Origin of the sequence: Actinomadura sp. NAK00032, assembly GCF_013364275.1 — a bacterium.
Taxonomy (GTDB): domain Bacteria; phylum Actinomycetota; class Actinomycetes; order Streptosporangiales; family Streptosporangiaceae; genus Spirillospora.
Genome location: NZ_CP054932.1, coordinates 8391712 through 8414482 on the forward strand (window position 1 = coordinate 8391712; position 22771 = coordinate 8414482).

Consider the following 22771-nt stretch of genomic DNA (forward strand, 5'->3'; position numbering starts at 1 on the left):
GCCGCACCGGCCGGTGCGCCCGGTATCCCGGCCGGTGGCTTCATGTGGACAGACGGGATGCCTTTCCAGGTCCGCGGGTTGACTCGATCTCGCCGCCGGCGGAGCGTTCGACGCGACGGAACGCCGAGTCAGCAGGGACTCGCGCACTGTCAGGGGAGGTGGCTTCGATGACGATCCACCAGCAGGAGTTCGAGCGGCCCGTGCCGCGACCCGTGCCGCGCCCGGTGCCGGTTCCGGTGCCGCTGAGGACCGGGCACCGGTTCCTCGTCTACAAGCAGGACCCGTCGATCGCCGAACTCGGCGCCCGGCTGGTCTACGTCCCGACCGTGGTGCTGAACGGCCCGACGGACGCGCGCGTCCGGACGGAGCTGGCGGGCGTCACCCCGGTCGCCCGCAACGTCCAAGGCGACTTCGTCTTCGCCACCGCGACCGCGCAGTTCGACTGCGCGCACACGTCCGCCGTCGTCCGGCAGACGATGGCGATGTACGAACGGCACAACGGCGGCAACCCGATCCCGTTCGCGTGGAACGTCGGCGGCAACACCGACCGCATCACGGTGTTCCCGCACGCCGGCGAGGGCGCGAACGCGTTCTACACACGGACGGGCCAGGCGCTCAAGTTCCTGTTCTTCACGCCGCAGGGGCAGCCGCAGGGCACCGTCCTGCACACGTGCCGGTCGCTGGACATCGTCGCTCACGAGACCGGGCACGCGATCCTGGACGGCCTCAAGCCGGGCTGGCTGTCGGCGGGCAACCCGCCGCAGACCGGCGGCCTGCACGAGTCGTTCGGCGACATCACCGCGATCTTCCTGGCGCTGGCGCAGCCGGACCAGGCGGAGGCGCTGGTGGCGCTGACCAAGGCCAACCTGCACGACAAGTCGTTCCTGGCGGACCTGGCGGAGGAGTTCGGAAAGGCGCTCGGGATGCCGTCCGGGCTCCGCAACGCCGACAACGACCTCAAGCTCAGCCAGGTCGGCAACGAGGTGCACGCGATCTCGCAGGTGTTCACCGGCGCGGTCTACGACGTCCTCGCCGACATGTTCACGTTCGAGCTGAGCCGGCAGCGCCGCACCAGGGACGCCTCGGTGATCCTGATCGAGACGGCGTCGGCGCTGTGCAAGCTGGTGTTCGACGCGATCGTGGCGGCCCCGGCGACCGGCGCCCGGTACGTGGACGTGGCGAACAAGATGCTCCAGGTCTCGGCCGGCCGCGGCGACCCGGCGATCTACCGGACGTTCATCCGGAACCGGTTCGCGGTCCGCGAGATCACCACGGCGGAGACGCCGCTGACCGACCTGATGAGCGGGCGGCTGGCGATGACCGAGCCCGGCTACACCGGGGACGGGCAGGACGTCACCGAGGTGGCGCCGCACGACCAGCACTCGGCGAGCCTGCGGGCCGACCAGGACAGGTCGCGCTGCTGCGGCACCATGCAGATGCCCGAGTACCAGGTCGTGGCCCCGGAGAAACTGGCCATGCGGGGCCCGCTGGAGGACGATGACATCCTCCGGGACGACCTGGAGGAGCTGCGCCGGGCCTTCAGCAAGTAGGGCCGGCGCCCGACCACCCCCGGCGGGGAGGCGCGATGCGCGTGAAGATCGAGAGCACCGGCGGGTTCACCGGCCGGAACGCCGTCGTCGCGCTGTACGACACGGACGCGCTCTCCGCCGGGCGGGCCGGCGGCATCCGGGACGCGGTGGACGCGCTCGCCGCCGCGCAGGCGCGGGGCGGGGAAGGCGAGATCGGCGCCGACCTGCCCGCGTACCTCATCACGGTGGACGAGGCCGGCGAGGAGCCGCGCGTCTTCGAGGTGCGCGGGGATCCGGCGGCGGGCGCCTCGTCCGTCCTCGGCGCCCTGCTGCAAGGGCCGGAGCCGCACGGGCCCGACGCGACCTGACCGCGGCCGTGGCGGGCCGACGCACGGGCCCGCCACGGCCGGGTTCAGGACGTCTTGCGGTGGTCGCGGGCCGACTCGGCGGCCGCGTGGACGGCGGCGAGGTCCGCGCCCGTCGCGGCCATGGACGCGGCGGCGACCGCGCCCTCCACCAGGGGCGCGTCCGCGAGCAGGACGTCGTCCCCGCCGGCGTCCTCGATGAGCATCTTGGCGGTGAGAACGGAGCTGCCGAGGTCGGCGAGCAGCACCACGCCGTCGCCGTCGCCCGCCGCGGCGACGGCCTGCTCGACCAGGTCGATGCTGGTGCCGAGGCGGCCCTCGGAGTCGCCGCCGGCGGGTTCGACGACAGCCTTGCCGACGCCCATCGCGCGGGCGACCTCGGCGGCGCCCTCGGCCAGCGTCCGGCTGTGCGAGATGATCACGATGCCGACCATTCAGCCCTCCCCCGTCACATCGGCGAGCGCTCCGAGCAGGAGCGCGGTGGACGCGGCGCCCGGGTCCATGTGCCCGGTGCTGCGCGCTCCGAGGTAGCTCGCGCGGCCCTTGCGCGCCTGCATCGGGACCGTGTCGTCCGCGCCCTTGGCGGCGGCGTCGGCGGCGGCGCGCACGCATCCGGCGAGGCCCGAGCCGTCCGCCAGCGCCGCCTCGTAGGCCGCGACGGCCGGGGCGAGCGCGTCGACCATCGTCTTGTCGCCGTCGGCGGCCTTCCCGAGGTCGCGGACGCCGTCCAGCGCGGCCCGCAGCGCGGTGCCGAGCGCGGCGGCGTCCACGTCGGCGGCGTCGCCGAGGGCCTTGCCCGCGCGGCGCAGCGCCGTCCCGTAGAGGGGGCCGGACGCGCCGCCGGTCTTGGACACGATGGCGCGCCCGGCGGCGATCAGCACCTTGCCGGGCGGGACGCCGTCCGGCAGGGCGTCGACGGCGGCGCGGAAGCCGCGGTCGAGGTTGTGGCCGTGGTCGCCGTCGCCGATGGCCGCGTCCAGCCGGGTGAGCCGCTCGGCGTCGGCGGTGACCAGCTCGGCGGCGTGCCTGATCCAGGAGGCGAAGTCCTCGGCGTTCATCGAGCCCGCGTTCACCGGCCCCACCGCAGCCCCGGGGTCTCGACGGGCGCGTCCCAGAGGCGGGTCAGGTCGGGCGTCATCCGGCAGACGCTGATCATGCAGCCGGCCATCTCCAGGCTCGTCACGTACGGGCCGACCAGGCGGCGGACGACGGTCGCGCCGTGCCCCTCCAGCCATTCGGCCGCCGCCGCGTAGGCGATGTACTGCTCGATCAGCGGGGTGCCGCCCATCCCGTTCACCAGCACCAGCACCTCGGACCCGGACAGCGGCATGTCCGCGTCGATCGCGCTGAGCGAGGCCGCCACGATCTCCGCCGCCGTGCCGATCTCAACGCGCTCCCGGCCGGGCTCGCCGTGGATGCCGATGCCGAGCTCCATCTCGTCCTCGGCCAGCTCGAACGTGGGCGTCCCGGCGGCGGGCACCGTGCAGGGCGAGATCGCGACGCCGAACGACCGGCTGCGCTCGTTCACCTCCCGTGCCACGGCCGCGACCGCGTCCAGCGCCGCGCCCTCCTCGGCGAGCGCGCCGGCGATCTTCTCGACGAACAGGGTCGCGCCGGTGCCGCGCCGCCCGGCGGTGAACGTGCTGTCCTCGACGGCGACGTCGTCGTTCACGATCACCGAGGTGACCTCGATGTCCTCGTCCTCGGCGAGTTCGGCGGCCAGCTGGAAGTTCATGACGTCACCGGTGTAGTTCTTCACCAGGTGCACCACCCCGGCGCCGCCGTCCACCGCCATCGTCGCCGCGATGATCTGGTCGGGGACGGGAGAGGTGAACACTTCGCCGCAGCAGGCCGCGTCCAGCATGCCGTGGCCGACGAACCCGGCGTGCAGCGGCTCGTGACCGGATCCCCCGCCCGACACCAGGGCGACCTTCCCGGCGCGGGGCGCGTCCGCCCGCACGACGGTGCCGCCGTCCGGGTCGACGTTCAGCGAGGGGTGCGCGGCGGCCAGGCCGCGCAGCGCGTCGGAGACCACGTCCGCCGGGGCGTTGATGAGTTTGCGCATGTCTCTTGCTCTACCCCGGTGCGGCGCCGCGTCCCAGACCCAATCGCGGACGGTCCGCGATCTTCACCGCCCGCGCCCGTATAGGTTTTCGGTCGTGACCAAAGGACCTGTGTTCCTCTACGACTGCGACACCGGCATCGACGACGCGATGACGCTGCTGTACCTGGCCTCGCTGGTCCGGGCGGGCGAGGCGGAGCTGGCGGCGGTCGGCACGGTGCACGGCAACATCGACCCGCGGACCGGCGCGCTGAACACGCTGCGCGTGCTGGAGGCGGCCGGGATCACCGGGGGCGTGCCGGTCGCGGTGGGCGCGGACCGGCCGACGGCGCAGGACGTCCACTACGCGCTGGACTGGCACGGGACGGACGGCCTCGGCGACACGCACCTGCCCGACCCGGCGGGGCGGCCCGTCGCCGAGCCCGCCGCCGCGCAGATCGTCCGGCTGGCGCGCGAGCGGCCCGGCGAGCTGACGCTGCTGGCGACCGGCCCGCTGACGAACCTGGGCGCGGCGCTGCTGCTGGACGGCGGGCTGCCGTCGCTGATCCGCGAGGTCGTCGTCATGGGCGGCGCGTTCGACCACCCGGGCAACATCACGACGCACGCCGAGGCGAACATCTGGCACGACCCGGAGGCCGCCGACCTGGTGTTCGCGGCGGACTGGCCGGTCGTGCTGGTGCCGCTGGACGCCACGCACCCGACCGCCGTCCACGACGACTGGCTGGACCGGCTCGGCGCGCACGACAGCGAGGTCGCCCGCTTCGCCGCGCGGATCCTGAAGTTCTACGAGGTCGCCTACACGCCGACGCTGAAGCGCCGGGGCGCGGTCATCCACGACGCGCTCGCCGCGATGCTGGCCGTGGAACCGGGCCTCGGCGAGTACGCCCACCGGCCCGTCCGGGTGGAGCTGCGGGGCGAGCTGACGCGCGGCACCACCGTGTGGGACGCGCGGTCACTGCCCGCCGAGGACACCCGCCGCCCGGTCAAGGTCGCCGTCGGCAGCGACGTGACGGCGTTCCAGGACCGCCTCCTCGCGGCGCTGACCTCGTTCTGAGCCCGCCGCACGTGAATATCTGATCTTCAGGGAGTGCCGGGAACGTTCGCGGACCTTATTGTTGAAACCGTGACCAACGTTCTGGACGACGGCAAGCTGGAGCGAGTCCTCGCGGTGATGGCGCACCCCGACGACGTCGACTTCGGTGCGGCCGGGACCGTGGCGGGCTGGACGGACCGGGGCATCGAGGTCGTCTACCTCATGGTGACCGACGGCGACGCGGGCGGCTTCGACGACAACGTCTCCCGTACGGAGATGGCGACGCTGCGCCGCGAGGAGCAGCGCGCGGCGGCCAAGTGCGCCGGGGTGACCGACGTCCGGTTCCTCGGCCACCCGGACGGGCGGGTCGAGGCGACGCTGGACCTGCGCCGCGACATCGCCCGGGTGATCCGGCAGGTGCGGCCGGACCGGGTGCTGATGCCGAGCCCGGAGCGCAACTACGAGCGGATCTACCCGAGCCACCCCGACCACCGGGCGGTGGGCTCGGCGGCGCTCGACGCCGTCTACCCCGACGCCCGCAACCCGTACGCGTTCCCGGAGCTGCTCGCCGACGAGGGCCTGGAGGCGTGGACGGCGCGGGAGGTGTGGCTCACCGGCGGTCCCGTCGTGAACCACTACGTCGACATCACCGACCGCTTCGAGCGGAAGGTGAACGCGCTGCGCGCGCACGTGAGCCAGACCGGGCACATGGGCGACGGGCTGCCGGAGATGCTGCGCGGCTGGCTGGGCGCCAACGCGGCGGCGGCGGGCCTGCCGGAGGGCCGTCTCGCCGAGTCGTTCCAGGTCGTCGACACCGCCTGAGCGCACCCCCAATTTCGGTCACGCTATAAATCCAGTCCCTCACATGCCGTAATTAGCCGCAGATCGGGCATGTACCCCACGTGACGGAACACGGGGGGTTGTCATGCAGCATGAGATCGAGGCCACCGCCAGGTCCGGCGCCGAACCGGAAGTGATCTTCAAGCACCTCTGCCTCGCCGAGGCGTGGGGCGAATGGGGCGGCTTCTGGATCCGCGCCCGGCGCGAGGCCGACGGGACCGAGCACCCGAACGGGATCGGGGCCGTCCGGTCCGTCCCGCCCTGGCGCGAGGAGGTCGTCGCCTGGGACCCGCCGCGGCACTACGGCTATGTCGCGCACACCGGCCCGCCGCGCCGCCGCGTCCTGGTCGACATCACGCTGGAGCCGCACTCCGGCGGGACGCTGATCCGCTGGTGCGGCGAGGTCGAGGGCTTCCCGGGGACCGGCCGCTACACGCGGGCCGCCCTGCGCCGCCGGTTCGGCTCGTACGCGCGCCGCGTCGCCTGGCACGCCGAGCGCTGCGAGCCCGGCTGCCCGGCCCGGCTGCCGGGCGTGCTCTAGCGCCGTCGGCTCCAGCGCTCTTCGCAACATCACCGGTCGCACGAATTCGGGGGGATCGATGCGACGTCATATCATCGTGCTCGCCCTGGCCGCGGGCGCCACCGGGGCGGGCTTCACCGCCCACTGGCTCGTCGCCGACGCACCGCAGCGCAAGAGCGGCGCGACCGTCGGCGCCACCGAACCGATCAAGACCGGGCGGGAGGCGGCCGTGGCGAACCGGCCCGGCACCCGCCCGTTCGACCGCCCGGCGCTGACCCAGGCCGTCCGCGCCTACCTCGGCACCCGTCCGGGCAAGGCGGGGATCATGGCCACCGACCTGCGCACCGGCCTGTCCTTCGGGCAGAACGAAAACGGCCGGTTCGTCACCGCCAGCGTCATGAAGGTCGACATCCTGTCCAGCCTCGTCCTGCAGCACCAGCGGGGACGGGACGCGCTGACGGCGGGGCAGCGCGAACTCGCCGGGCAGATGATCCGCGAGAGCGACAACTCGGCGGCCGACGCGCTGTACTCCGCCGCCGGCGGCGACGGCGGCGTCAAGAAGGCGAACAAGAGCCTCGGCCTGAAGAACACGACGCCGTTCGCCGGGTCGTGGGGCTCGTCCCTGACGACGCCGGCCGACCAGGTGCGCCTGCTGCGGAACCTGGCGTCGGACAAGAGCCCCATCAAGGCCGCCAACCGCCAGTACATCCTGGGCCTGATGGGCTCGGTGGTGAAGGAGCAGGCGTGGGGCGTCAGCGCGGCGGCCCGTCCGGGCGAGAAGGTGGCGCTGAAGAACGGCTGGACGCCGGTCCGGTTCCAGGGGCACGGATGGGCGGTCAACAGCATCGGCCGCATCACCGGACGCGACCACGACTTCCTGGTCGCGGTGTGCAGCGGGGACAGCCCGACGATGGAGAAGGGCGTGGACACGGTCGAGCGCGTGGCCGAGATGGTCGTCAGCACGATGCGCGGCTCGCATCCGTGAGCCGGCGGGGTCGCGCGGGGCTCCCGGTACGGTCACGGGGGCCCGCGGGCCCGGGCGGCGGGCCGGCCGCCCGGCGGAATGCCGGTTACGTCAGGGGCGCACCGGACGGGTGAGCTTCGTCCCGTCGTTGGCCGCCACGATCACGCAGGTGACGGTGCGGTCGCCCTGCCGCCACGACTCGTCCGTGGGGTAGTAGAAGGAGTTCCCGAGGCGGCTCGCCGCCGGGTCGCGGTCGATCCGCGCCCGGGTGCGGATCTTGCAGCCGTCCGACGCCCGCCGCTGCAGCTCCGACTCCGGCGGCATGATGGAGCCCGTCAGCCGGAAGACCGCCGCCACCTCGCCGTCATGCGGCCCGGTGCACGGCACGATCTTCACGCTCTCGACCTCGACCGGCTCGGTGTCGGACGGGTTGGACGCGGTCGCGGCGTCGTTGATGCAGTCGCCGACCTCCATCTTCTGCGCGTCCACCGTCTGGGTCCTGCTCTGCGATGGCCGCGGGAAGGCGCCGTCGCCGGTGCGGTCCGACGAGGAGTCGGCGGCGGCGACCACGATGCCGATGACGACGCCGGAGACGATCCACAGCGAGGACAGGACGATGCCGGCGATCGCGAACCCGCGGCCGCGGCCGCCGTTCCGGCCGATCTGGCTCAGCGAGATCGCCCCGAGGATGATCCCGAGGATGCCGAAGCAGCCGAGCAGCCCGGTGATGAAGGCCGCGACCGCCAGGCCGTTGGTCGAGTCGTTGCGGTACGGGGAGCCGTACCCGGGCGGGCCCGGCGGGCCGGGAGGCGCCGGCGGCGGCTGGTAAGGGGGTCGGGGACCCGGGTACCCGGATCCGGGGGGAGGGTATGTCATGACCAGGGACTGTATCGGGCACAGATATACATTTGCGGCGAAATGATCGCCGTGCCCCGCAGGTCAGACGAGGCCGGTCGGACGAGGCGGGTCAGACGAGGCGGCGGGCGGCCGCCCAGCGCGACAGCTCGTGCCGGTTGGACAGCTGGAGCTTCCGCAGCACGCTGCTCACGTGCGTCTCGACCGTCTTCACCGAGATGAACAGCTCCTTGGCGATCTCCTTGTAGGCGTAGCCGCGCGCGATCAGCCGCAGGACGTCCCGCTCCCGCTGGGTGATCTGGTCGAGCTCGGGGTCCACGGCCGGGACGTCCGACGCGGCGAACGCGTCGAGCACGAACCCGGCGAGCCGCGGCGAGAACACGGCGTCGCCCTCCGCGACCCGGCCGATCGCGTCCGTCAGCTCCGGACCCGAGATCGTCTTGGTGACGTAGCCGCGCGCCCCGCCGCGCACGACCCCGATCACGTCCTCCGCCGCGTCCGACACCGACAGCGCGAGGAACTTCGACGGGACGGCGCCGTGCAGCCGGCGCAGCACCTCGATCCCGCCGCCGCCGGGCAGGTGGACGTCCAGCAGCACGACGTCCGGCCGCGACTCGCGGATCACCGCCACCGCCTCGTCGACGTCGCCCGCCTCCCCGACGATCTCGACGCCGCCGCCCAGCTCCGCCTTCACGCCGGTCCGGAACATCTGGTGGTCGTCCACCAGCACGACCCGCTTCAACGCCTCGCTCATGATTTCTTGATCTCCAGCCGAACCTCGGTGCCCTCGCCGGGAGCCGTGCGGACGGTCGCCTTCCCGCCGTTGCGCTCCATACGTCCGATGATGGACCCTCGGACGCCCATCCGGTCCGCCGGGACCGCGTCGAGGTCGAATCCCTTGCCCCGGTCGCGGACGAAGATGGCGATCTCGTCGCCCGAGACCTCCGCGTACACCGACACCGACGGCGCCTCCGCGTACTTGGCGGCGTTCACCATCGCCTCCCGCGCGGCCTGCAGCGCCGCGCCGAGGCGCTCGTCCAGCGCCGTGTCGCCCACGCAGACGATCTCGATGGGCACGCCGTGGTCGTCCTCGACCTCCCCGGCGGCCTCCTTGATCGCGGCGGCGAACGTCCGGTCGGGGTCGGCGCGCGGCTGGTAGAGCCAGGTCCGCAGGGTGCGCTCCTGGGACCGGGCGAGCCGCTGCACCTCGCGGGTGTCGTGCGCGTTCCGCTGGATCAGGGTCAGCGTGTGCAGCACCGAGTCGTGGACGTGCGCGGCCAGCTCGGCGCGCTCCTGGGAGCGGATGCGCTCGTGCCGCTCGGCGTCCAGGTCCTGCCAGAGCCGCACCACCCACGGCGTCACGATCACCGCGACCCCGGTCAGGATGATCAGCATGGCGATGATGACGGACCGCGCCTGCGCCGCCTCCACGTTCTGCACGACGACGCCGCCGATGCCGCCGACGACCAGCAGCAGGCCGAGCAGGCTGCGCAGCCACCGCTGGCGGAGCGGCAGCGTCCACCGCTGCCGCTGGTCGCGGTCGGCCTGCTGCCACAGGATCGCGGCGCCGACCCCGCCGACGACGAACGGCCACAGCGCCCACTGCACGACACCCGCCGCGCCCCACGGCAGCGCCGCGAGGCCCAGCGTGACGGCCGTGTAGACGAGCAGCTGGCCCCAGTCGCGGCCGCGCCGGCGACCGGGCGCCGCGACGGCCGTCGCACCGTCAGTCCCGCCGGCCGCCGCACCGGCCGGCGGCTCCTTCGCGGCGACGGGCACCAGGATCCAGAACGCGGCGTACGCGGCGACGCCGAGCCCGCTCGCCACCGTCAGCAGCACGAACGCGGCCCGGACGAGCACCACGTCCACGCCCAGATGCCCGGCGAGGCCACGGCACACCCCGGCCAGCAGCCTGTCCTCGGCGGCGCGCTCCAGCGGCGGGGACGGCAGCGGCACCGCCTCCGTGCCCACCGCCTCCGTGCCCGCCGCGTCCTGGCTCACCGCCGCCCTTCCCTCGGAACTCCCACGTCACCGATCGTCACACGCCCCCGGCCCGGACCGCATCAGGGACCTACCCCGGTCCCGGTTCAGGGTCGGGTCAGGGACGTCCCCGATACCCCGCGCGGCGGGCGGCGGGCCACCATGGGGGCATGAGCATGGCAGGCAGGGAAGGCGAGCAGGCGACGCGGGAGCGGACGGGGCCGGGCTACTCGCGGCTGGCGCGGGACGCCGACCGGCGCCTCCTCGCCGGCGTGTGCACCGGGCTCGGCCGCTACACCGGCATCGACCCGGTCGTCTTCCGGGTGGGCTTCGCGATTCTCGTGCTGGCGCACGGGCAGGGGATCCTCCTCTACATCGCGGCGGCGCTGCTGATGCCCGCGAGCCCCGGCGAGTCGTCGCTCGCGGAGCAGCTGTTCAAGCGGTGGTTCGACGCGCAGGCCGTCCTGTCGATCCTCGGTGCACTGCTGTGCGTCGGCGTCGCGCTCAGCCTGTTCGGCGGGGCCTACACCGACACGATCGCCGTGATGGTGGTGTTCGGGCTGGTGCTGGTGGTGGCGCACTCGCGGGGCGCGGACCTGGTGGGCGCCGCGCGGTCGGTCCCCGAGCGGCTCGCCGGGCACCCGCCGGAGCCGTCCGCGGCGTGGGCGCGGCCGGCGGCGAGCGGCGGCGTGTCATTCGACAAGGACGTCCCCGAGGAGCCGCGGGCGGGCGGGGGGCTGCCCGCCGGCATGATCGACCTCGCCGAGTACTCCGCCGCCCGCGCCGGCGCGCCCGCCGAGGACGTCCGCACGGCGGCGAAGGCCGACCGGACGGCGTGCGGGAAGCGCGGCCGGTCGCCGGCGGCGGCGATCACGCTGCTGGCCGCCATGGCGGCGGGCGCGGCGCTGATCCCCGTCGCGAACGGGTACCCGGCGCCCGACTCGTGGCTGATCGTCATGGCGCCCGCGCTCGCGGTCGTCGGGCTCGGCCTCGTCGTCGGCGGCTGGTTCCGCACGCGCGGCCTCGCCACGGCGGGCACCGTGCTGACCTTGAGCATGCTGACCACGACCGTGGCGGGGGACATGCCGCGCAACGCCGAGTACGGGGCCGTCGACTGGCGTCCCACCGACATGTCGCAGACGAACCAGGTCTACAAGGTCGGCGTCGGCCAGGGCGACCTCGACCTCACCGCGCTGCCGATCGCGCCCGGCCAGCGCGTCACCATCGACGCGCAGGTGCTCCTCGGCGGGCTGGCGGTCACGCTGCCGCCGGGCGCCCGGGTCACCGTGGACGCGCGGATCGCGCTCGGCGACCTGCGCGTCCAGAACCGGACGACGAGCGGGCCCAACGCGAGGCTCACGCAGGTCCTCGAACCGGAGAAGCCGGGCGGCAACCCGCCGCTGATCGAGCTGCGCATACGCGGGAAGGTCGGAGACGTGGACGTGACCCGTGGCTGAGCGGCGAGAGGACGCGGGAAACGCGGGGAACGGGGGGAACGCGGTGAAGCGGTACCGGTTCGACCCGGCGGGGCCGGTGACGGGGTTGTTCTTCCTCGCCCTGGCGGGGCTGTTCCTCGCCGAGGGGCTGTCGGACGAGCGGATCCTGTCCGGGACGGTGCTGGCCCCGGTGGTGCTGATCGGGCTCGGCCTCGTCGGGACCGTCCGGGTGCTGACCCGGGGGCGGCGCCGGCACCTGCGCTGATCCGCCGCCGGGGAACGCGAAGTAGGGTGATCCCAACGGCAGATGAGGGAGCGGATCTCCGGGAGCGGGTTTCCATGACGGGGCAGGCCGGGGCGCCCGACGCGGGCTGCGCGGACGTGCTGCCCGGATCCCGGTCCGCGCTGGACCCGGGCCGCGCCATCAAGCCCGGACGGCACGGCCTGTCCCCCGAGACCGTCGCCGGCATCCAGCGGGGGCGGCTGATCGACGCGTTCGTCCAGGTCGTCTGCGAGCGCGGGTTCGCGCACACCACGATCAGCCGGGTCACCGAGGCCGCCGGCGTCACGAAGAAGACGTTCTACGCGCACTTCACCGATCTGGACGAGTGCTTCCTCGCCGCCTACCGGCGCGGCATGGACATCCTGCTCGGCCGCATGACGCAGGCGTACGAGGCCGAGCCGAGCCGCCCGGACGGGGTCCACGCGGCGCTGCGCACGCTGCTCGCCGCGCTGGCCCGCGAGCCCCGGTTCGCGCGGGCGTCGCTGGTGGAGGCGAACGCGGCGGGCCCGCAGGTCCGGCAGGCGCGGCTGGACGACCTCGTCCGGTTCCGCGCGTTCTTCACCGGACCGTCGCTGCCGCCTGTCCCGGTCGCCGTGATCGACGCGATCGTCGGCGGCGTCTACAGCGCGATCCACGTCCAGATGGAGACGGGCGACCCGGCGGAGCTGCCGTCGCTGCTGCCCTCGCTGACCTACTTCGCGCTGCTGCCGCTCGTCGGCCGGGAGGCGGCGTCCCGCTACCTCACCGAAGAGCCGCGTTAAGGCCGGGCGTAAAGGCGGCGTGTTAGGGCCGCGTGTTAGGGCCGGGCGTCCGGCTCGGCGGCGTGCAGGCTGACGGCGAAGGCCGGGCCGGGGTTCGTGAGCGCCTGCGGGCCGCCGTGCACGCGGACCCGGTTGGCGCGCAGCGGCCGCTCGGTGACGCCGCGCTCGGTGATCGTGACGACGGCCAGCTCCCCCGCGACGAGCGTGCTGACGCCGCCGTGGACGGTACCGCCGTGGCCGGGCGGCCAGGTCGTCAGCCAGGCGCCGTCGCCGAGCGGGACGTCCTGCGGGCGGTCCGCGTCGAACCGGACGAGCCGCCACCACTCGCCGGGGCGTCCGGCCAGGTCGCGGACGCGGGCGGCGAGCTGCCCGGCGGTCGGCGGGCGGACGGCGACGGTGCGGCCGTGCGGGTCGTCCTGGCCGCGCATGGCGATGTCGGGAACCACGGAGAGGTCCATGGGAAGACGGGTCCTTCGTGTGTACGGATCTCGTGTGTACGGATGTCGGGCCGGTGCGAGACGGTTCAGCGACAACACGAAGGACACAGCGCGCTGGCCGCGCGGCGCAGGGCCACGGGGCTGCTGGTCGACGGCAGGGTCGACGGGCGCTCGGTCACGAGCACAAGGAGACACTCGGTCACCGAGGATTGTCAAACCGATCACCGCGTGTCAGCGGCTGATGATCAGGTAGACGATCCCGCTGAGGACGAGCGTCACGGCCAGCGAACCCAGACAGCCGAGACGAGAGGAGAAGAAGAGGAACATAACGCCCTCTTACCCCCAAGGTTTCGTTTCGCGTGCAACCAGGGCCATCGTTGCATCAGACATCGGTAAATAAGCGATGCCAGGGGCTAGTACGGAATTCAACAGCGGCATAGGTTCGTAGGGTCGCCTTCCACGGAGGTGGCCCCGATGACGTGGCCTGACCAGCGCGCCCCGCCCTGGGGACTGCTTTCTCCATGTCCACCCCGAGACGTCCCTGGGAGAAACGCATGCCACGTATCCGTGTCGAGGTCGACGGGACGACGTACGAAGACGACGTCGAACCGCGCCTCCTTCTCGTCCACTATCTGCGCGAACGGCTGGGAAAGGTCGGGACCCCGGTCGGGTGCGACACCAGCAACTGCGGAGCCTGCACCGTCCTGATGGACGGGATGAGCGTGAAGAGCTGCTCCGTGCTGGCCGTCCAGGCGGACGGCCGCGACGTGACGACCGTCGAGGGCCTCGGCGTCGACGGTGGGACGCATCCCATGCAGCGGGCCTTCCATGAAGAGCACGCGCTCCAGTGCGGCTACTGCACGCCCGGCATGATCATGGCGTCGCTCGATCTGCTGCGGGAGAACCCCGACCCGTCCGAGGCGGAGGTCCGGGAGGGGCTTGAGGGCAACCTGTGCCGGTGCACGGGCTACCAGAACATCGTCAAGGCGGTGCGGCGGGCGGCGAGCGAGATGCGCGAGCCCGCCGGGCGGGAGGTGACGCCGTGACCGTGCAGGAGGTCGGCAGTCCGCGCAAGCGGTCCGAGGACGCCCGGCTCATCACCGGACGCACCCGGTGGACCGACAACATGACCCCGGCGGGCACGCTGCACGTGGCGTTCCTGCGCAGCCCGATCGCGCACGCGCGCATCACGGGCGTCGACACGTCCCAGGCGAAGAAGAGCCCCGGCGTGGTCGCCGTGTTCAGCGGGCAGGACCTCGCCGACGAGCAGGGGGCGCTGCCGTGCGCGTGGGTCGTCGCCGAGGACATGAAGCACCCGGACCACCCGCCCATGGCGGTGACCGAGGTGCGCTACGTCGGTGAGCCCGTGGCGTGCGTCGTCGCCCGCGACAAGGCCGCCGCCGTGGACGCCCTGGAAGAGATCGACGTCGACTACGAGCCGCTGGCCCCGGTGGTGGACATGGAGGCGGCGCTGGCCGAGGGCGCCGACCTCGTGCACGACGACCTGGGGACGAACAAGTCCTACACGTGGGTGTTCGAGAACGGGGACCTCGACGCCGCGATGAGGGACGCCCCGGTCGTCATCGAGCGCCGCTACGTCCAGCAGCGGCTCATCCCCACGGCGATGGAGCCGCGGTCGGTGCTGTGCGTCCCGGAGGGCGATGAGTTCACGCTGTACTCGGCGACGCAGATCCCGCACATCCTGCGGCTGATGCTGGCCACGGTCACCGGCATCCCCGAGCACCGGATCAGGGTCGTCGCGCCGGACGTCGGCGGCGGCTTCGGCTCCAAGCTCCAGGTGTACGGGGAGGAGGTCCTCGCGCTGCTGCTGGCCCGCAGGCTCGGCCGCCCCGTCAAGTGGACGGAGACGCGCAGCGAGGGCAACATGACCGTCCACCACGGGCGCGACCAGATCCAGCGGCTCACGCTCGCGGCCGAGAGCGACGGCCGCATCCGCGGCCTGAAGGTGGATCTGCTGGCCGACATGGGCGCGTACCTCATGCTGGTCACGCCGGGCATCCCGCTGCTGGGCGCGTTCATGTTCAACGGCATCTACAAGATGGACGCGCTGTCGTTCACCTGCACGGGCGTCTTCACGACGAAGATGCCCACGGACGCGTACCGGGGCGCGGGCCGTCCCGAGGCCACCTACGCGATCGAGCGGCTGATGGACGAGCTGGCCGACGAACTGGGCATCGACCCCATCGAGGTGCGCCGCCGCAACTGGATCAAGCACGAGGAGTTCCCGTACGAGACGATCGCGGGCCTCACCTACGACTCCGGCAACTACGAGGCGGCGACCGACAAGGCCCTGGAGCTGTTCGAGTACGACAAGCTCCGCGCCGAGCAGGCCGACCGGCGGGAGCGGCAAGACCCCGTACAGCTCGGCATCGGCGTGTCCACGTTCACGGAGATGTGCGGGCTCGCGCCTTCGCGCGTGCTGGGCTCCCTCTCCTACGGCGCCGGCGGATGGGAGCACGCGGCTGTGCGCGTACTGCCGTCCGGCAAGGTCGAGGTGGTCACGGGCTCGTCCGCGCATGGGCAGGGCCATGAGACGGCCTGGGCGCAGATCACCGCGGACAGGCTCGGCGTACCGTTCGAGGACGTGAAGGTCCTGCACGGCGACACGGCCATCTCGCACAAGGGCATGGACACCTACGGGTCCCGTTCGCTGGCCGTCGGCGGGGTCGCGCTGTACTCCGCCTGCGAGAAGGTCGTCGACAAGGCCCGCAAGGTCGCCGCGCACCTGCTGGAGGCGTCCGAGCAGGACCTGGAGTTCAGCGGCGGGCGGTTCAGCGTCCGCGGCGTCCAGCAGGAGGGCACGACGCTGCAGGAGGTCGCGCTGGCCGCGTTCGCCGCGCACGACCTGCCGGACGGCATCGAACCCTCGCTCGACTCCGACGCCACGTTCGACCCGGACAACTTCTCCTTCCCGCACGGCACGCACCTGTGCGCGGCGGACGTCGACACCGAGACGGGCATGGTGCGGATCCGCAAGTACGTGGCCGTCGACGACGTCGGCAAGGTCGTCAACCCGCTCATCGTGGAGGGCCAGGTCCACGGCGGGCTCGCGCAGGGCATCGCGCAGGCGCTCTACGAGGAGGCCGTGTACGACGACGACGGCAACCTGACGACGACCACGATGGCCGACTACCTGATCCCGTCGGCGATGGACCTGCCGACGTTCACGACCGACCGCACGGAGACCCCGGCCACGTCCAACCCGATGGGCGTGAAGGGCGTCGGCGAGGCGGGCACGATCGCCTCCACCCCGGCGGTCGTCAACGCGATCGTGGACGCGCTGCGCCCGCACGGCGTCCACGACGTGCCGATGCCGTGCACGCCCGAACGCGTCTGGCGCGCGCTGCGCGCCGAATCCACGCCCGCGGCCGCCGAACCCGGCGCCGGCGGCGGGCTCGGCTCGGCCGGAGGTGACCTGTGATCCCCGCGACGTTCGACTACGCGCGGCCCGCCACGGTCGACGACGCCGTCAGGGCGCTGTCGGACGCGGGCGAGGACGCGAAGGTGCTGGCCGGCGGGCAGAGCCTGATGCCGCTGCTGCGGATGCGGCTCGCCATCCCGGACGCGCTGATCGACCTGGACCGGCTCGACGGGCTCCGGGAGATCCGCGACGCCGGCGACGCGATCGTCATCGGCGCGATGGCGACGCACCACCAGGTGATGCGCGACCCGCTGGTGCGCGAGCACGCCCCGCTGATCGCGGCGACGACGGAGACGGTCGCCGACCCGGCCGTCCGGCACCGCGGCACGTTCGGCGGGTCGCTCGCCCACGCCGACTCGGCGGCCGACCTGCCGGCGGTCGCGCTGGCGCTGGACGCGGTGCTGCTCGTCCGGTCCGTGCGCGGCGAGCGGGAGATCCCCGCGGCGGAGTTCTTCGTCGACTGGATGACGACGGCGATGGAACCGGACGAGCTGCTCGTCGGCGTGCGGGTGCCGAAGCTCGGCGCGGGCTGGGGCGTGCACTACGAGAAGTTCCACCGCACGGCGCAGGCGTGGGCGATCGTCGGCGTCGCGTGCGCCGTCCGCCGCGACGGCGGCGGCGTCGGGGAGGCGCGGGTCGCGCTGAGCAGCATGGGCCCGGTGCCCGTGCGGGCGGGCGCGGTCGAGACCGCCGTCCGGGGCGGGCCCGCGTCCGAGGACGCGTTCCGCACCGCCGCCGCGCAGGCCGCGGCCGGCACCGAGCCGCCCACCGACCTGCACGGGTCGTCGGAGTACCGGACGCATCTGGCGACGGTGCTCACCGCGCGGGCGCTGGCGGCCGCCGCCGGCTGACCAGGGCCGGCCGGCCAGAGCCGGCCGACCGGAGCCGCGAGCATGCGGCCGGGTCCCGTCGCCCCGGGGCCCGGCCGCATGATCGCACCGGCGCCGGGTAACGGACCGCATGTCGGCGGCCCCCACTGGCGACGCGGCGGACCGCCGCCGTAGGGTCGCGGACAGGTTCTCCGGACGATAAGGACTTTGCTCATGGAGCTCGACCACGAATTCACCGTTCCCGTGCCGGTGGATCAGGCCTGGTCGGTGCTGCTCGACGTGGAGCGGGTCGCGGCCTGCATGCCGGGCGCGACGCTCGACTCGGTCGACGGCGAGGAGTACTCGGGGCGGATGAAGGTGAAGGTCGGCGCGATGACCATCACCTACCGCGGCACCGCGCGGATCGTCTCGGCGGACGAGGCGGGCCGCGCCGTGACGATGGAGGCCGCCGCGAAGGAGGCGCGCGGCTCCGGGACGGCGTCGGCGACCGTCCAGGCGCGGCTGCACGCCGAGGACGGCACCACCCGCGTGACCGTGCACACCAAGCTGAACGTGACGGGGCGGCCCGCGCAGTTCGGCCGCAACATCCTGTCCGAGGTCGGCTCGAAGATCATCGCGCGGTTCGCGAAGGCGCTGGCGGCCGAGCTGGAGTCGTCCGGCGGGCCGGCCGGGGCCGCCGAGGCGCCGGCCGCGGCTCCGGCTCCGGCTCCGGCCGCCGAGGCGCCCGCCAAGCCCGTCGCGGTGCCCGACCCGGAGCCCGAGGCGCCCGCCGAGCCGGCCGACAAGCCCGGCCCGGTGAAGGCCACGGAGGAGGCCGCCGCCAGGGCCGAGGCCGCCGTGCCCGCCGCCGCGCCGGAGCGTCCGGCGCGCCGCCCGCTGCACGTGGCGGACGAGGAGGACGCGATCGACCTGCTGGAGGTCGCGGGGCCTTCGGTCGCCAAGCGGGCCGTTCCGGCGGTCGGCGGGCTGGTCGCGCTGCTGCTCGTCGTCCGGTTCCTCGTCCGGCGGCGCCGCCGCAAGAGCTGACCCGGCAGCGGGGGCGAGCGCAGGGGCGGGGTCAAGCGCGGGTCAACGATCGGCCCGTGCACGGCGGCGACGGTGGAACGGGCCGCCGCCGATGCCGTCGGCTTGTCCCGTGGACACGATCGAGCTCCAGCGGGTCGCGCGGATCGAGAACGACAACTGGCGGTACCGCGAGCGGCGGGACGTCCTGACCGCGGAGCTGCTGCGGTTCAGCATGCCGGGGGCGGCCGTCGACATCGGCTGCGCGTCCGGCGCGGCCTGCCGGGTCCTCGCCGAGCACGGCTGGCGCGCGACGGGCATCGACCTTAGCCCGGACGCGGTGTCGCTGGCGCGCGCGCACGGCGCCGAGGTGTACGAGGGCGACGCGCGCTACCTGCCGCTGCCGCCGTCCGAGTACGACCTGGCACTGGCACTGGACGTCCTGGAGCACATCGAGGACGACGCGCGCGCGGCGGCGGAGATCGCCCGGGTGCTGCGGCCCGGCGGCGTCGCGCTCGTGTCCGTGCCGTGCGACATGGCGCTGTGGTCGGCGCACGACGTGGCGGCCGGCCGCGTCCGCCGCTACACCCGCCGGACGCTGGCCGAGCTGGTCGAGGGCGCCGGACTGGTGCTGGAGGGGCTGTGGAGCAGGGGCGTGCTGCTGCGCCCGCTCCTGCGCCGCCTCAGGCACCGGACGGCCCGCCGCGAGGACCTGGCCCCGCTGCATCCGCTCGCCAACGAGGCGCTGCGGCTGTCCGCCGCGCTGGAGCGGCGGCTGCCGCTGGGCGGCTGCCCCGGGACCTGGCTGTTCGCGCGGGCCCGCCGCCCCGGCTGACCCGTCACGTCCCCGGCTGACCCGTCACGTCCCCGGCCGACCCGTCACGCCCTTGCTCGCCCTCGCCGAAGAGGCGGTCGACGACCCTCGCCGCCGCCTTCCCGTCGTCGTGGGGGCAGTACTTCACGAAGAAGCGGTCGTAGGCGTCGGCGTACCGCTCCTCGCTGCCGGGCGCGGCCTTGACCGCCTCGGCGACCTCAGCCGACGTCGTCACGAGCGGGCCGGGCGCCTCCGCCTCCAGGTCGATGTAGAGGCCGCGCAGATGGTCGCGGTACAACTCAAGGTCGTAGGTGTAGAGGACGATGGGGCGTCCTAGGACGGCGTAGTCGAACATGGCGGACGAGTAGTCCGTGACGAGCACGTCGGCCGCCATGTAGAGCTCGGCCACGTCGGGGTAGCGGGTGACGTCGATGACGAAGTCGTCGGTCAGCGCAGGGGCCTTGTCGGTGATGGAGTGGTGGGCCCGCAGAAGGACGATGTGGTCGTCGCCCAGCGCTTGGCGCATGGTGTCCATGTCGAGTTCGAGCGAGAAGCCCTGCTTGCCGGCGCCATGGCGCCGGTCGTCCCGCCAGGTCGGCGCGTACAGGACGACCTTCTTGCCGTCGGGGATCCCCAGGCGCTTGCGTATGCCCGTCCCAAGGCTCTCCCACTCCGGGGTGCTGAGGACGTCGTTGCGCGGATGGCCCGTCTCCATGACCTCGCCCTCGTACCGGAGCGCCCGGCGCAGGATGTCGGTGGCGTACGGGCTCGGGGACAGCAGCAGGTCCCATCGCGGCACCTCCCAGTCCAGCCAGATCCGGCGCTCGGCGCGCTGGTAGGGGATGTCATCGAGGTCGTGGCCGATGCGCTTCAGCGGGGTGCCGTGCCACGTCTGGAGGTAGGTCTGGCCCTCACGCTTCATGTACCAGCCCGGAAGCGCGTGGTTGGTGATGATGTGCCGTGCGCGCGCGAGCACGCGGTAGTGCTCGCGGCTTCCTTCCAGCACCGTCCTGGTCTTGGCGTCCTCTGGAGCGTCGATGGAGAACTGGCCGTCCTGGGTGACCCACACGCATTCGACGTCGGTGTCGCGGCGGAGCAGTTCCTCGTAGATGGCCTTGGGGCTGCAGCTGTGCTGGGTCCCGGCGTAGCTGCAGAAGACGGCGATGTCCGCCAGGGGGCTGCGCAGATAGACGGGGTAGTCGCGCTGCCAGAGCTGCACCTGCGCGTGGCCGCCGCGCTCGTCGTCGCCGTAGGCGGGACGGCTGTGCAGCGCCAGCGCGTCGATCTGGTGGACGCCGACCTCGAACTCGTGCGTGCCCTCGCGTCGCCAGGCGGGCAGGGCCGGGATCGCCTCGCGCTCGACGACGACCGCCACTTCCCCATCGGCCGATCGCGCGCGCGCCAGCACGTCCCACGTCCCGCTGCTCAACGGCAGGTCCGTCCCGAAGACGGCCATGGCGGCGGGCGTGAGGGCCGCCGAGAAGCGGTCCTCCTCCCAGGTGACGGGGACTCGATGCTCGTCGCCCGACCTGCGCCGCCGGAGCACGAAGTGGTCGGGGCGGCCCTCGGGGTCGGCGAAGTCGCCGCGCAGCGTGAGCCGCCCGTCGTCATCCCATTCCGCCGTCCGGACGACCGGCCGGGCGCTGCGCTCGACGCCGCGCAGGTTGCCGAACGCCGTCCGGGTGAGCGCGAACTCCCTGCGCCGCTCACCGCTTTGCGAGGGCAGGGCGCAGCGCACGGGCTTGACGTTGCTCGCGACGGTGAGCCGCAGCGGGCCGCCCTCGCCGGTCAGCCGGACGTCCCAGTCGATGGCGTCCCGCAGGTGCGGCTGGCGGGGCGCCGGGCCCTCCCGCAGGGAGGTCAGGAACTCCAGCGGGAGCCGCGCGGTGAAGTCGAAGCCGGTGCCCTCCGCCATCCGCAGGACCGACGACTGGCGCAGCGTCACCTCGCCGCGGACCTCCTCTCCCCCGTGCCGCCGGGCCGCGACCATGGCGGCGCCCGCGCCCAGGGCGCGCCGCGTCCAGCCGGACAGTTCGAGCGCGTCCCCGTCGACGCGGATGCGGGTGAGGACGGCCTTGGCCCGCTTGACGTGGACCACGAACACGTCGTCGTCGCCGGCGGCGGGCTGGACGGCCACGTGCTCGTCCACCTGCCGCGCCGCCGTCCAGCGCACGGCGGGGGCGGTCGCGGTGAGCCGCTGCACCGCCCTGCGCCCCGCCGTGGAGACCTCGGCGAACAGCTCGTAGGTGGCCGTCCGCCACTCGTCGCCGTCCAGCAGGTACTCGGGCTCCACCCGCGCGGTGAAGCCCGACCAGTCGTAGGACACGGCCGACTGGCCGGAGCCCGCCGTGACGTCCGGGCGGCGGACCCGCTCCACCGGCAGCCGGATCTCCCGGCCCGTCTTCGCGTCCCGCATCCAGAGCCGGATGCGGGAGTCCGCCGCCGAGGTCACCGCGAACCGGTCGAAGTGGGCGTGCCCTTCGAGGATGAGGGTGTCGACGTCCCATTCGACGCGGTCGACGTCCGCCCACAGGCCGATCTCCTCGGTGACGTCGTACACGGCCTCGGGGACGCGGCGCTCCGCGTCCTCGAAGAACGGGTAGCGGGCGTACCAGCGCGAACGCAGGCGCCCCTTGGACACGAGCCGCGCGTCCTGCAGCCCGCTCTCCTCGAAGCGGAGCACCTCTAGCAGCTCGGGCACCTTGCGCTCGCCGAGCAGGTGCAGCTCCAGGCGCCGGATCGCCTCCAGCCCGGCGGCGGCCGAACGGTCGGCGTCGGCGACGACCTCCGCGCCGAGCTTGACCAGGCGCTCGCGCTCTTCGTCGGTGGCGCCCGGCAGGGCGAGCATCAGCTCGCGCAAGTCGAGGTCCAGCGCGTACATGTCGTGGACGGCGAGAAGCTCAGGCGCGTGGTCGTGGACGTAGTTCCGGACGGTCGTGAGGGTCGCCATCCGGTGGATGATGTGGGCCGAGTCGGAGCGGAGCCGCGTGGCCGTTCCCGGGCGGTCGCGCCAGTAGTAGACGGTCGTGTCCAGCACGTCCACCAGGGAGGCAAGGAGCTGGGTCTGGACGGCGACCAGGGCGTCCTGGTCCGTGCCCAGTTCGAGGTTGTGCGCGTCCCAGAACGAACGGCGGTAGACCTTGTTCCACAGCATCCGGTCCTGGAGGAGGGCGGGGAGCTTGGTCACGTGCGTCGACAGCATCGTCTGCGCGTAGGGCTCGCTGTGCAGCGGGGACTGCCAGACCTGGTCCTCGTCCAGGCACATGACGTTCCCGCCGGCGATGTCCGATCCGGTGGAGTCCAGGCTGCCGACCAGCAGTTCGTAGGCGTAGGGCGGCAGCGCGTCCTCGCCGTCCGCGAACGCCAGGTACCTGCCCTTGGCCTGCTCGACGCCGGCGTCGCCGGCGGGTGCGTCGGGGCCGGGCCGGAGCAGCGTGAAGCGGTCGTCGCGCCCGGCGAACTCCTCGGCGACGGCGGCGTCGCCGGCGTCGGCCGCGTCGTCCACCATGAGCACCTCGACGTCGTGCAACGTCTGCGCGGCGAGCGACTCCAGGCACTCGGCGAGGCGGCCTCCGGTGCTGCGGAACGGGACGACGATGCTGATCTGCGGGGACACGA

Annotated in this window: 22 protein-coding genes; 14 read left to right on the forward strand and 8 right to left on the reverse strand. The window is 73.4% G+C overall.

What is annotated here, in order from left to right:
- Positions 1 to 167: 167 nt before the first annotated feature.
- Together HUT06_RS38475 and HUT06_RS38480 are read left to right on the forward strand one after the other, a co-directional pair.
- Positions 168 to 1550, forward strand: a complete 1383-nt coding sequence (locus tag HUT06_RS38475; RefSeq protein ID WP_176200212.1) for a hypothetical protein — start codon at positions 168 to 170, stop codon at positions 1548 to 1550.
- 35 nt (positions 1551 to 1585) lie between these two features.
- On the forward strand, positions 1586 to 1897 hold the full coding sequence (locus HUT06_RS38480; protein ID WP_176200213.1) for a hypothetical protein: 312 nt from the start codon (positions 1586 to 1588) through the stop codon (positions 1895 to 1897).
- 44 nt (positions 1898 to 1941) lie between these two features.
- On the opposite strand, the gene dhaM is transcribed toward HUT06_RS38480, so the two are convergent.
- Genes dhaM through dhaK form a run of 3 tightly spaced genes read right to left on the reverse strand, consistent with a single transcriptional unit; the run spans position 1942 to position 3959 of the window.
- Positions 1942 to 2328: a dihydroxyacetone kinase phosphoryl donor subunit DhaM gene (dhaM, locus tag HUT06_RS38485; RefSeq protein ID WP_176200214.1), complete on the reverse strand. Its 387-nt coding sequence runs from the start codon at positions 2326 to 2328 to the stop codon at positions 1942 to 1944.
- Positions 2329 to 2967 (reverse strand): dihydroxyacetone kinase subunit DhaL, encoded by a 639-nt coding sequence (gene dhaL, locus HUT06_RS38490; protein WP_368407002.1) that lies wholly within the window; start codon positions 2965 to 2967, stop codon positions 2329 to 2331.
- Positions 2964 to 3959, reverse strand: coding sequence for a dihydroxyacetone kinase subunit DhaK (gene dhaK / locus HUT06_RS38495; RefSeq protein ID WP_176200215.1), 996 nt, complete (start codon positions 3957 to 3959; stop codon positions 2964 to 2966). Before dhaK ends, dhaL begins: the two co-directional genes overlap by 4 nt.
- A gap of 94 nt (positions 3960 to 4053) precedes the next feature.
- On the opposite strand from dhaK, the gene HUT06_RS38500 reads away from it, so the two are divergent.
- The 4 genes from HUT06_RS38500 (at position 4054) to HUT06_RS38515 (ending at position 7334) form a co-directional block, all read left to right on the forward strand.
- On the forward strand, positions 4054 to 5010 hold the full coding sequence (locus HUT06_RS38500) for a nucleoside hydrolase (protein WP_254715613.1): 957 nt from the start codon (positions 4054 to 4056) through the stop codon (positions 5008 to 5010).
- Between the two features lie 117 nt (positions 5011 to 5127).
- Positions 5128 to 5811, forward strand: coding sequence for a PIG-L deacetylase family protein (locus HUT06_RS38505; protein WP_176201892.1), 684 nt, complete (start codon positions 5128 to 5130; stop codon positions 5809 to 5811).
- 103 nt (positions 5812 to 5914) lie between these two features.
- On the forward strand, positions 5915 to 6370 hold the full coding sequence (locus HUT06_RS38510; protein WP_176200217.1) for an SRPBCC family protein: 456 nt from the start codon (positions 5915 to 5917) through the stop codon (positions 6368 to 6370).
- Positions 6371 to 6428: 58 nt separating this feature from the next.
- A complete protein-coding gene (locus tag HUT06_RS38515; RefSeq protein ID WP_176200218.1) occupies positions 6429 to 7334 on the forward strand; it encodes a serine hydrolase in 906 nt (301 codons plus the stop codon).
- A gap of 90 nt (positions 7335 to 7424) precedes the next feature.
- Here the strand turns inward: HUT06_RS38515 and HUT06_RS38520 are convergent, their stop codons facing one another.
- From HUT06_RS38520 to HUT06_RS38530, 3 genes are all read right to left on the reverse strand, one after another.
- Positions 7425 to 8189 carry a DUF4190 domain-containing protein gene (locus HUT06_RS38520; protein WP_176200219.1) on the reverse strand — a complete coding sequence of 255 codons (765 nt, stop codon included), beginning with the start codon at positions 8187 to 8189 and terminating at the stop codon, positions 7425 to 7427.
- Positions 8190 to 8280: 91 nt separating this feature from the next.
- Positions 8281 to 8922: a response regulator transcription factor gene (locus tag HUT06_RS38525; RefSeq protein ID WP_176200220.1), complete on the reverse strand. Its 642-nt coding sequence runs from the start codon at positions 8920 to 8922 to the stop codon at positions 8281 to 8283.
- Entirely contained in the window at positions 8919 to 10169 is a 1251-nt protein-coding gene (locus tag HUT06_RS38530) for a PspC domain-containing protein (protein WP_368407003.1), read from the reverse strand. Before HUT06_RS38530 ends, HUT06_RS38525 begins: the two co-directional genes overlap by 4 nt.
- 149 nt (positions 10170 to 10318) lie before the next feature.
- Between HUT06_RS38530 and HUT06_RS38535 the strand changes: the two genes are divergently transcribed.
- The 3 genes from HUT06_RS38535 to HUT06_RS38545 all read left to right on the forward strand — a co-directional run bounded on the left by HUT06_RS38535 (position 10319) and on the right by HUT06_RS38545 (position 12628).
- The gene (locus HUT06_RS38535) at positions 10319 to 11605 is read left to right on the forward strand and encodes a PspC domain-containing protein (protein ID WP_176200221.1); all 1287 of its coding nucleotides are present in this window, start codon (positions 10319 to 10321) and stop codon (positions 11603 to 11605) included.
- Positions 11598 to 11849: a hypothetical protein gene (locus HUT06_RS38540; RefSeq protein ID WP_176200222.1), complete on the forward strand. Its 252-nt coding sequence runs from the start codon at positions 11598 to 11600 to the stop codon at positions 11847 to 11849. The genes HUT06_RS38535 and HUT06_RS38540 overlap by 8 nt, the downstream gene beginning before the upstream one ends.
- A 74-nt stretch (positions 11850 to 11923) precedes the next feature.
- Positions 11924 to 12628, forward strand: coding sequence for a TetR/AcrR family transcriptional regulator (locus HUT06_RS38545; RefSeq protein ID WP_176200223.1), 705 nt, complete (start codon positions 11924 to 11926; stop codon positions 12626 to 12628).
- Positions 12629 to 12663: 35 nt separating this feature from the next.
- Here the strand turns inward: HUT06_RS38545 and HUT06_RS38550 are convergent, their stop codons facing one another.
- Positions 12664 to 13086 (reverse strand): cysteine dioxygenase, encoded by a 423-nt coding sequence (locus HUT06_RS38550; protein WP_176200224.1) that lies wholly within the window; start codon positions 13084 to 13086, stop codon positions 12664 to 12666.
- A gap of 533 nt (positions 13087 to 13619) precedes the next feature.
- Between HUT06_RS38550 and HUT06_RS38555 the strand changes: the two genes are divergently transcribed.
- The 5 genes from HUT06_RS38555 to HUT06_RS38575 all read left to right on the forward strand — a co-directional run bounded on the left by HUT06_RS38555 (position 13620) and on the right by HUT06_RS38575 (position 19174).
- Positions 13620 to 14111: a (2Fe-2S)-binding protein gene (locus HUT06_RS38555; protein ID WP_176200225.1), complete on the forward strand. Its 492-nt coding sequence runs from the start codon at positions 13620 to 13622 to the stop codon at positions 14109 to 14111.
- Complete coding sequence (locus HUT06_RS38560; RefSeq protein WP_176200226.1) at positions 14108 to 16507, forward strand: xanthine dehydrogenase family protein molybdopterin-binding subunit; 2400 nt, start codon at positions 14108 to 14110, stop codon at positions 16505 to 16507. The genes HUT06_RS38555 and HUT06_RS38560 overlap by 4 nt, the downstream gene beginning before the upstream one ends.
- Complete coding sequence (locus HUT06_RS38565; protein ID WP_176200227.1) at positions 16504 to 17358, forward strand: xanthine dehydrogenase family protein subunit M; 855 nt, start codon at positions 16504 to 16506, stop codon at positions 17356 to 17358. The genes HUT06_RS38560 and HUT06_RS38565 overlap by 4 nt, the downstream gene beginning before the upstream one ends.
- 192 nt (positions 17359 to 17550) lie before the next feature.
- A complete protein-coding gene (locus HUT06_RS38570) occupies positions 17551 to 18363 on the forward strand; it encodes an SRPBCC family protein (protein WP_176200228.1) in 813 nt (270 codons plus the stop codon).
- 109 nt (positions 18364 to 18472) lie between these two features.
- Positions 18473 to 19174 carry a bifunctional 2-polyprenyl-6-hydroxyphenol methylase/3-demethylubiquinol 3-O-methyltransferase UbiG gene (locus tag HUT06_RS38575; protein WP_176200229.1) on the forward strand — a complete coding sequence of 234 codons (702 nt, stop codon included), beginning with the start codon at positions 18473 to 18475 and terminating at the stop codon, positions 19172 to 19174.
- Positions 19175 to 19178: 4 nt separating this feature from the next.
- Here the strand turns inward: HUT06_RS38575 and HUT06_RS38580 are convergent, their stop codons facing one another.
- Positions 19179 to 22769 (reverse strand): bifunctional glycosyltransferase/CDP-glycerol:glycerophosphate glycerophosphotransferase, encoded by a 3591-nt coding sequence (locus HUT06_RS38580; protein WP_176200230.1) that lies wholly within the window; start codon positions 22767 to 22769, stop codon positions 19179 to 19181.
- Between the last annotated feature and the right edge of the window lie 2 nt (positions 22770 to 22771).

What these genes read in the sequence shown, in the direction of transcription:
- dhaM (WP_176200214.1), bottom strand. Translation starts at nt 2,328, where the DNA reads ATGGTCGGCATCGTGATCATCTCGCACAGCCGGACGCTGGCCGAGGGC.
- HUT06_RS38475 (WP_176200212.1), top strand. Translation starts at nt 168, where the DNA reads ATGACGATCCACCAGCAGGAGTTCGAGCGGCCCGTGCCGCGACCCGTG.
- HUT06_RS38570 (WP_176200228.1), top strand. Translation starts at nt 17,551, where the DNA reads ATGGAGCTCGACCACGAATTCACCGTTCCCGTGCCGGTGGATCAGGCC.
- HUT06_RS38520 (WP_176200219.1), bottom strand. Translation starts at nt 8,189, where the DNA reads ATGACATACCCTCCCCCCGGATCCGGGTACCCGGGTCCCCGACCCCCT.
- HUT06_RS38505 (WP_176201892.1), top strand. Translation starts at nt 5,128, where the DNA reads ATGGCGCACCCCGACGACGTCGACTTCGGTGCGGCCGGGACCGTGGCG.
- HUT06_RS38535 (WP_176200221.1), top strand. Translation starts at nt 10,319, where the DNA reads ATGAGCATGGCAGGCAGGGAAGGCGAGCAGGCGACGCGGGAGCGGACG.
- HUT06_RS38555 (WP_176200225.1), top strand. Translation starts at nt 13,620, where the DNA reads ATGCCACGTATCCGTGTCGAGGTCGACGGGACGACGTACGAAGACGAC.
- HUT06_RS38545 (WP_176200223.1), top strand. Translation starts at nt 11,924, where the DNA reads ATGACGGGGCAGGCCGGGGCGCCCGACGCGGGCTGCGCGGACGTGCTG.
- HUT06_RS38550 (WP_176200224.1), bottom strand. Translation starts at nt 13,086, where the DNA reads ATGGACCTCTCCGTGGTTCCCGACATCGCCATGCGCGGCCAGGACGAC.
- HUT06_RS38480 (WP_176200213.1), top strand. Translation starts at nt 1,586, where the DNA reads ATGCGCGTGAAGATCGAGAGCACCGGCGGGTTCACCGGCCGGAACGCC.
- dhaK (WP_176200215.1), bottom strand. Translation starts at nt 3,959, where the DNA reads ATGCGCAAACTCATCAACGCCCCGGCGGACGTGGTCTCCGACGCGCTG.
- HUT06_RS38525 (WP_176200220.1), bottom strand. Translation starts at nt 8,922, where the DNA reads ATGAGCGAGGCGTTGAAGCGGGTCGTGCTGGTGGACGACCACCAGATG.
- HUT06_RS38515 (WP_176200218.1), top strand. Translation starts at nt 6,429, where the DNA reads ATGCGACGTCATATCATCGTGCTCGCCCTGGCCGCGGGCGCCACCGGG.
- HUT06_RS38510 (WP_176200217.1), top strand. Translation starts at nt 5,915, where the DNA reads ATGCAGCATGAGATCGAGGCCACCGCCAGGTCCGGCGCCGAACCGGAA.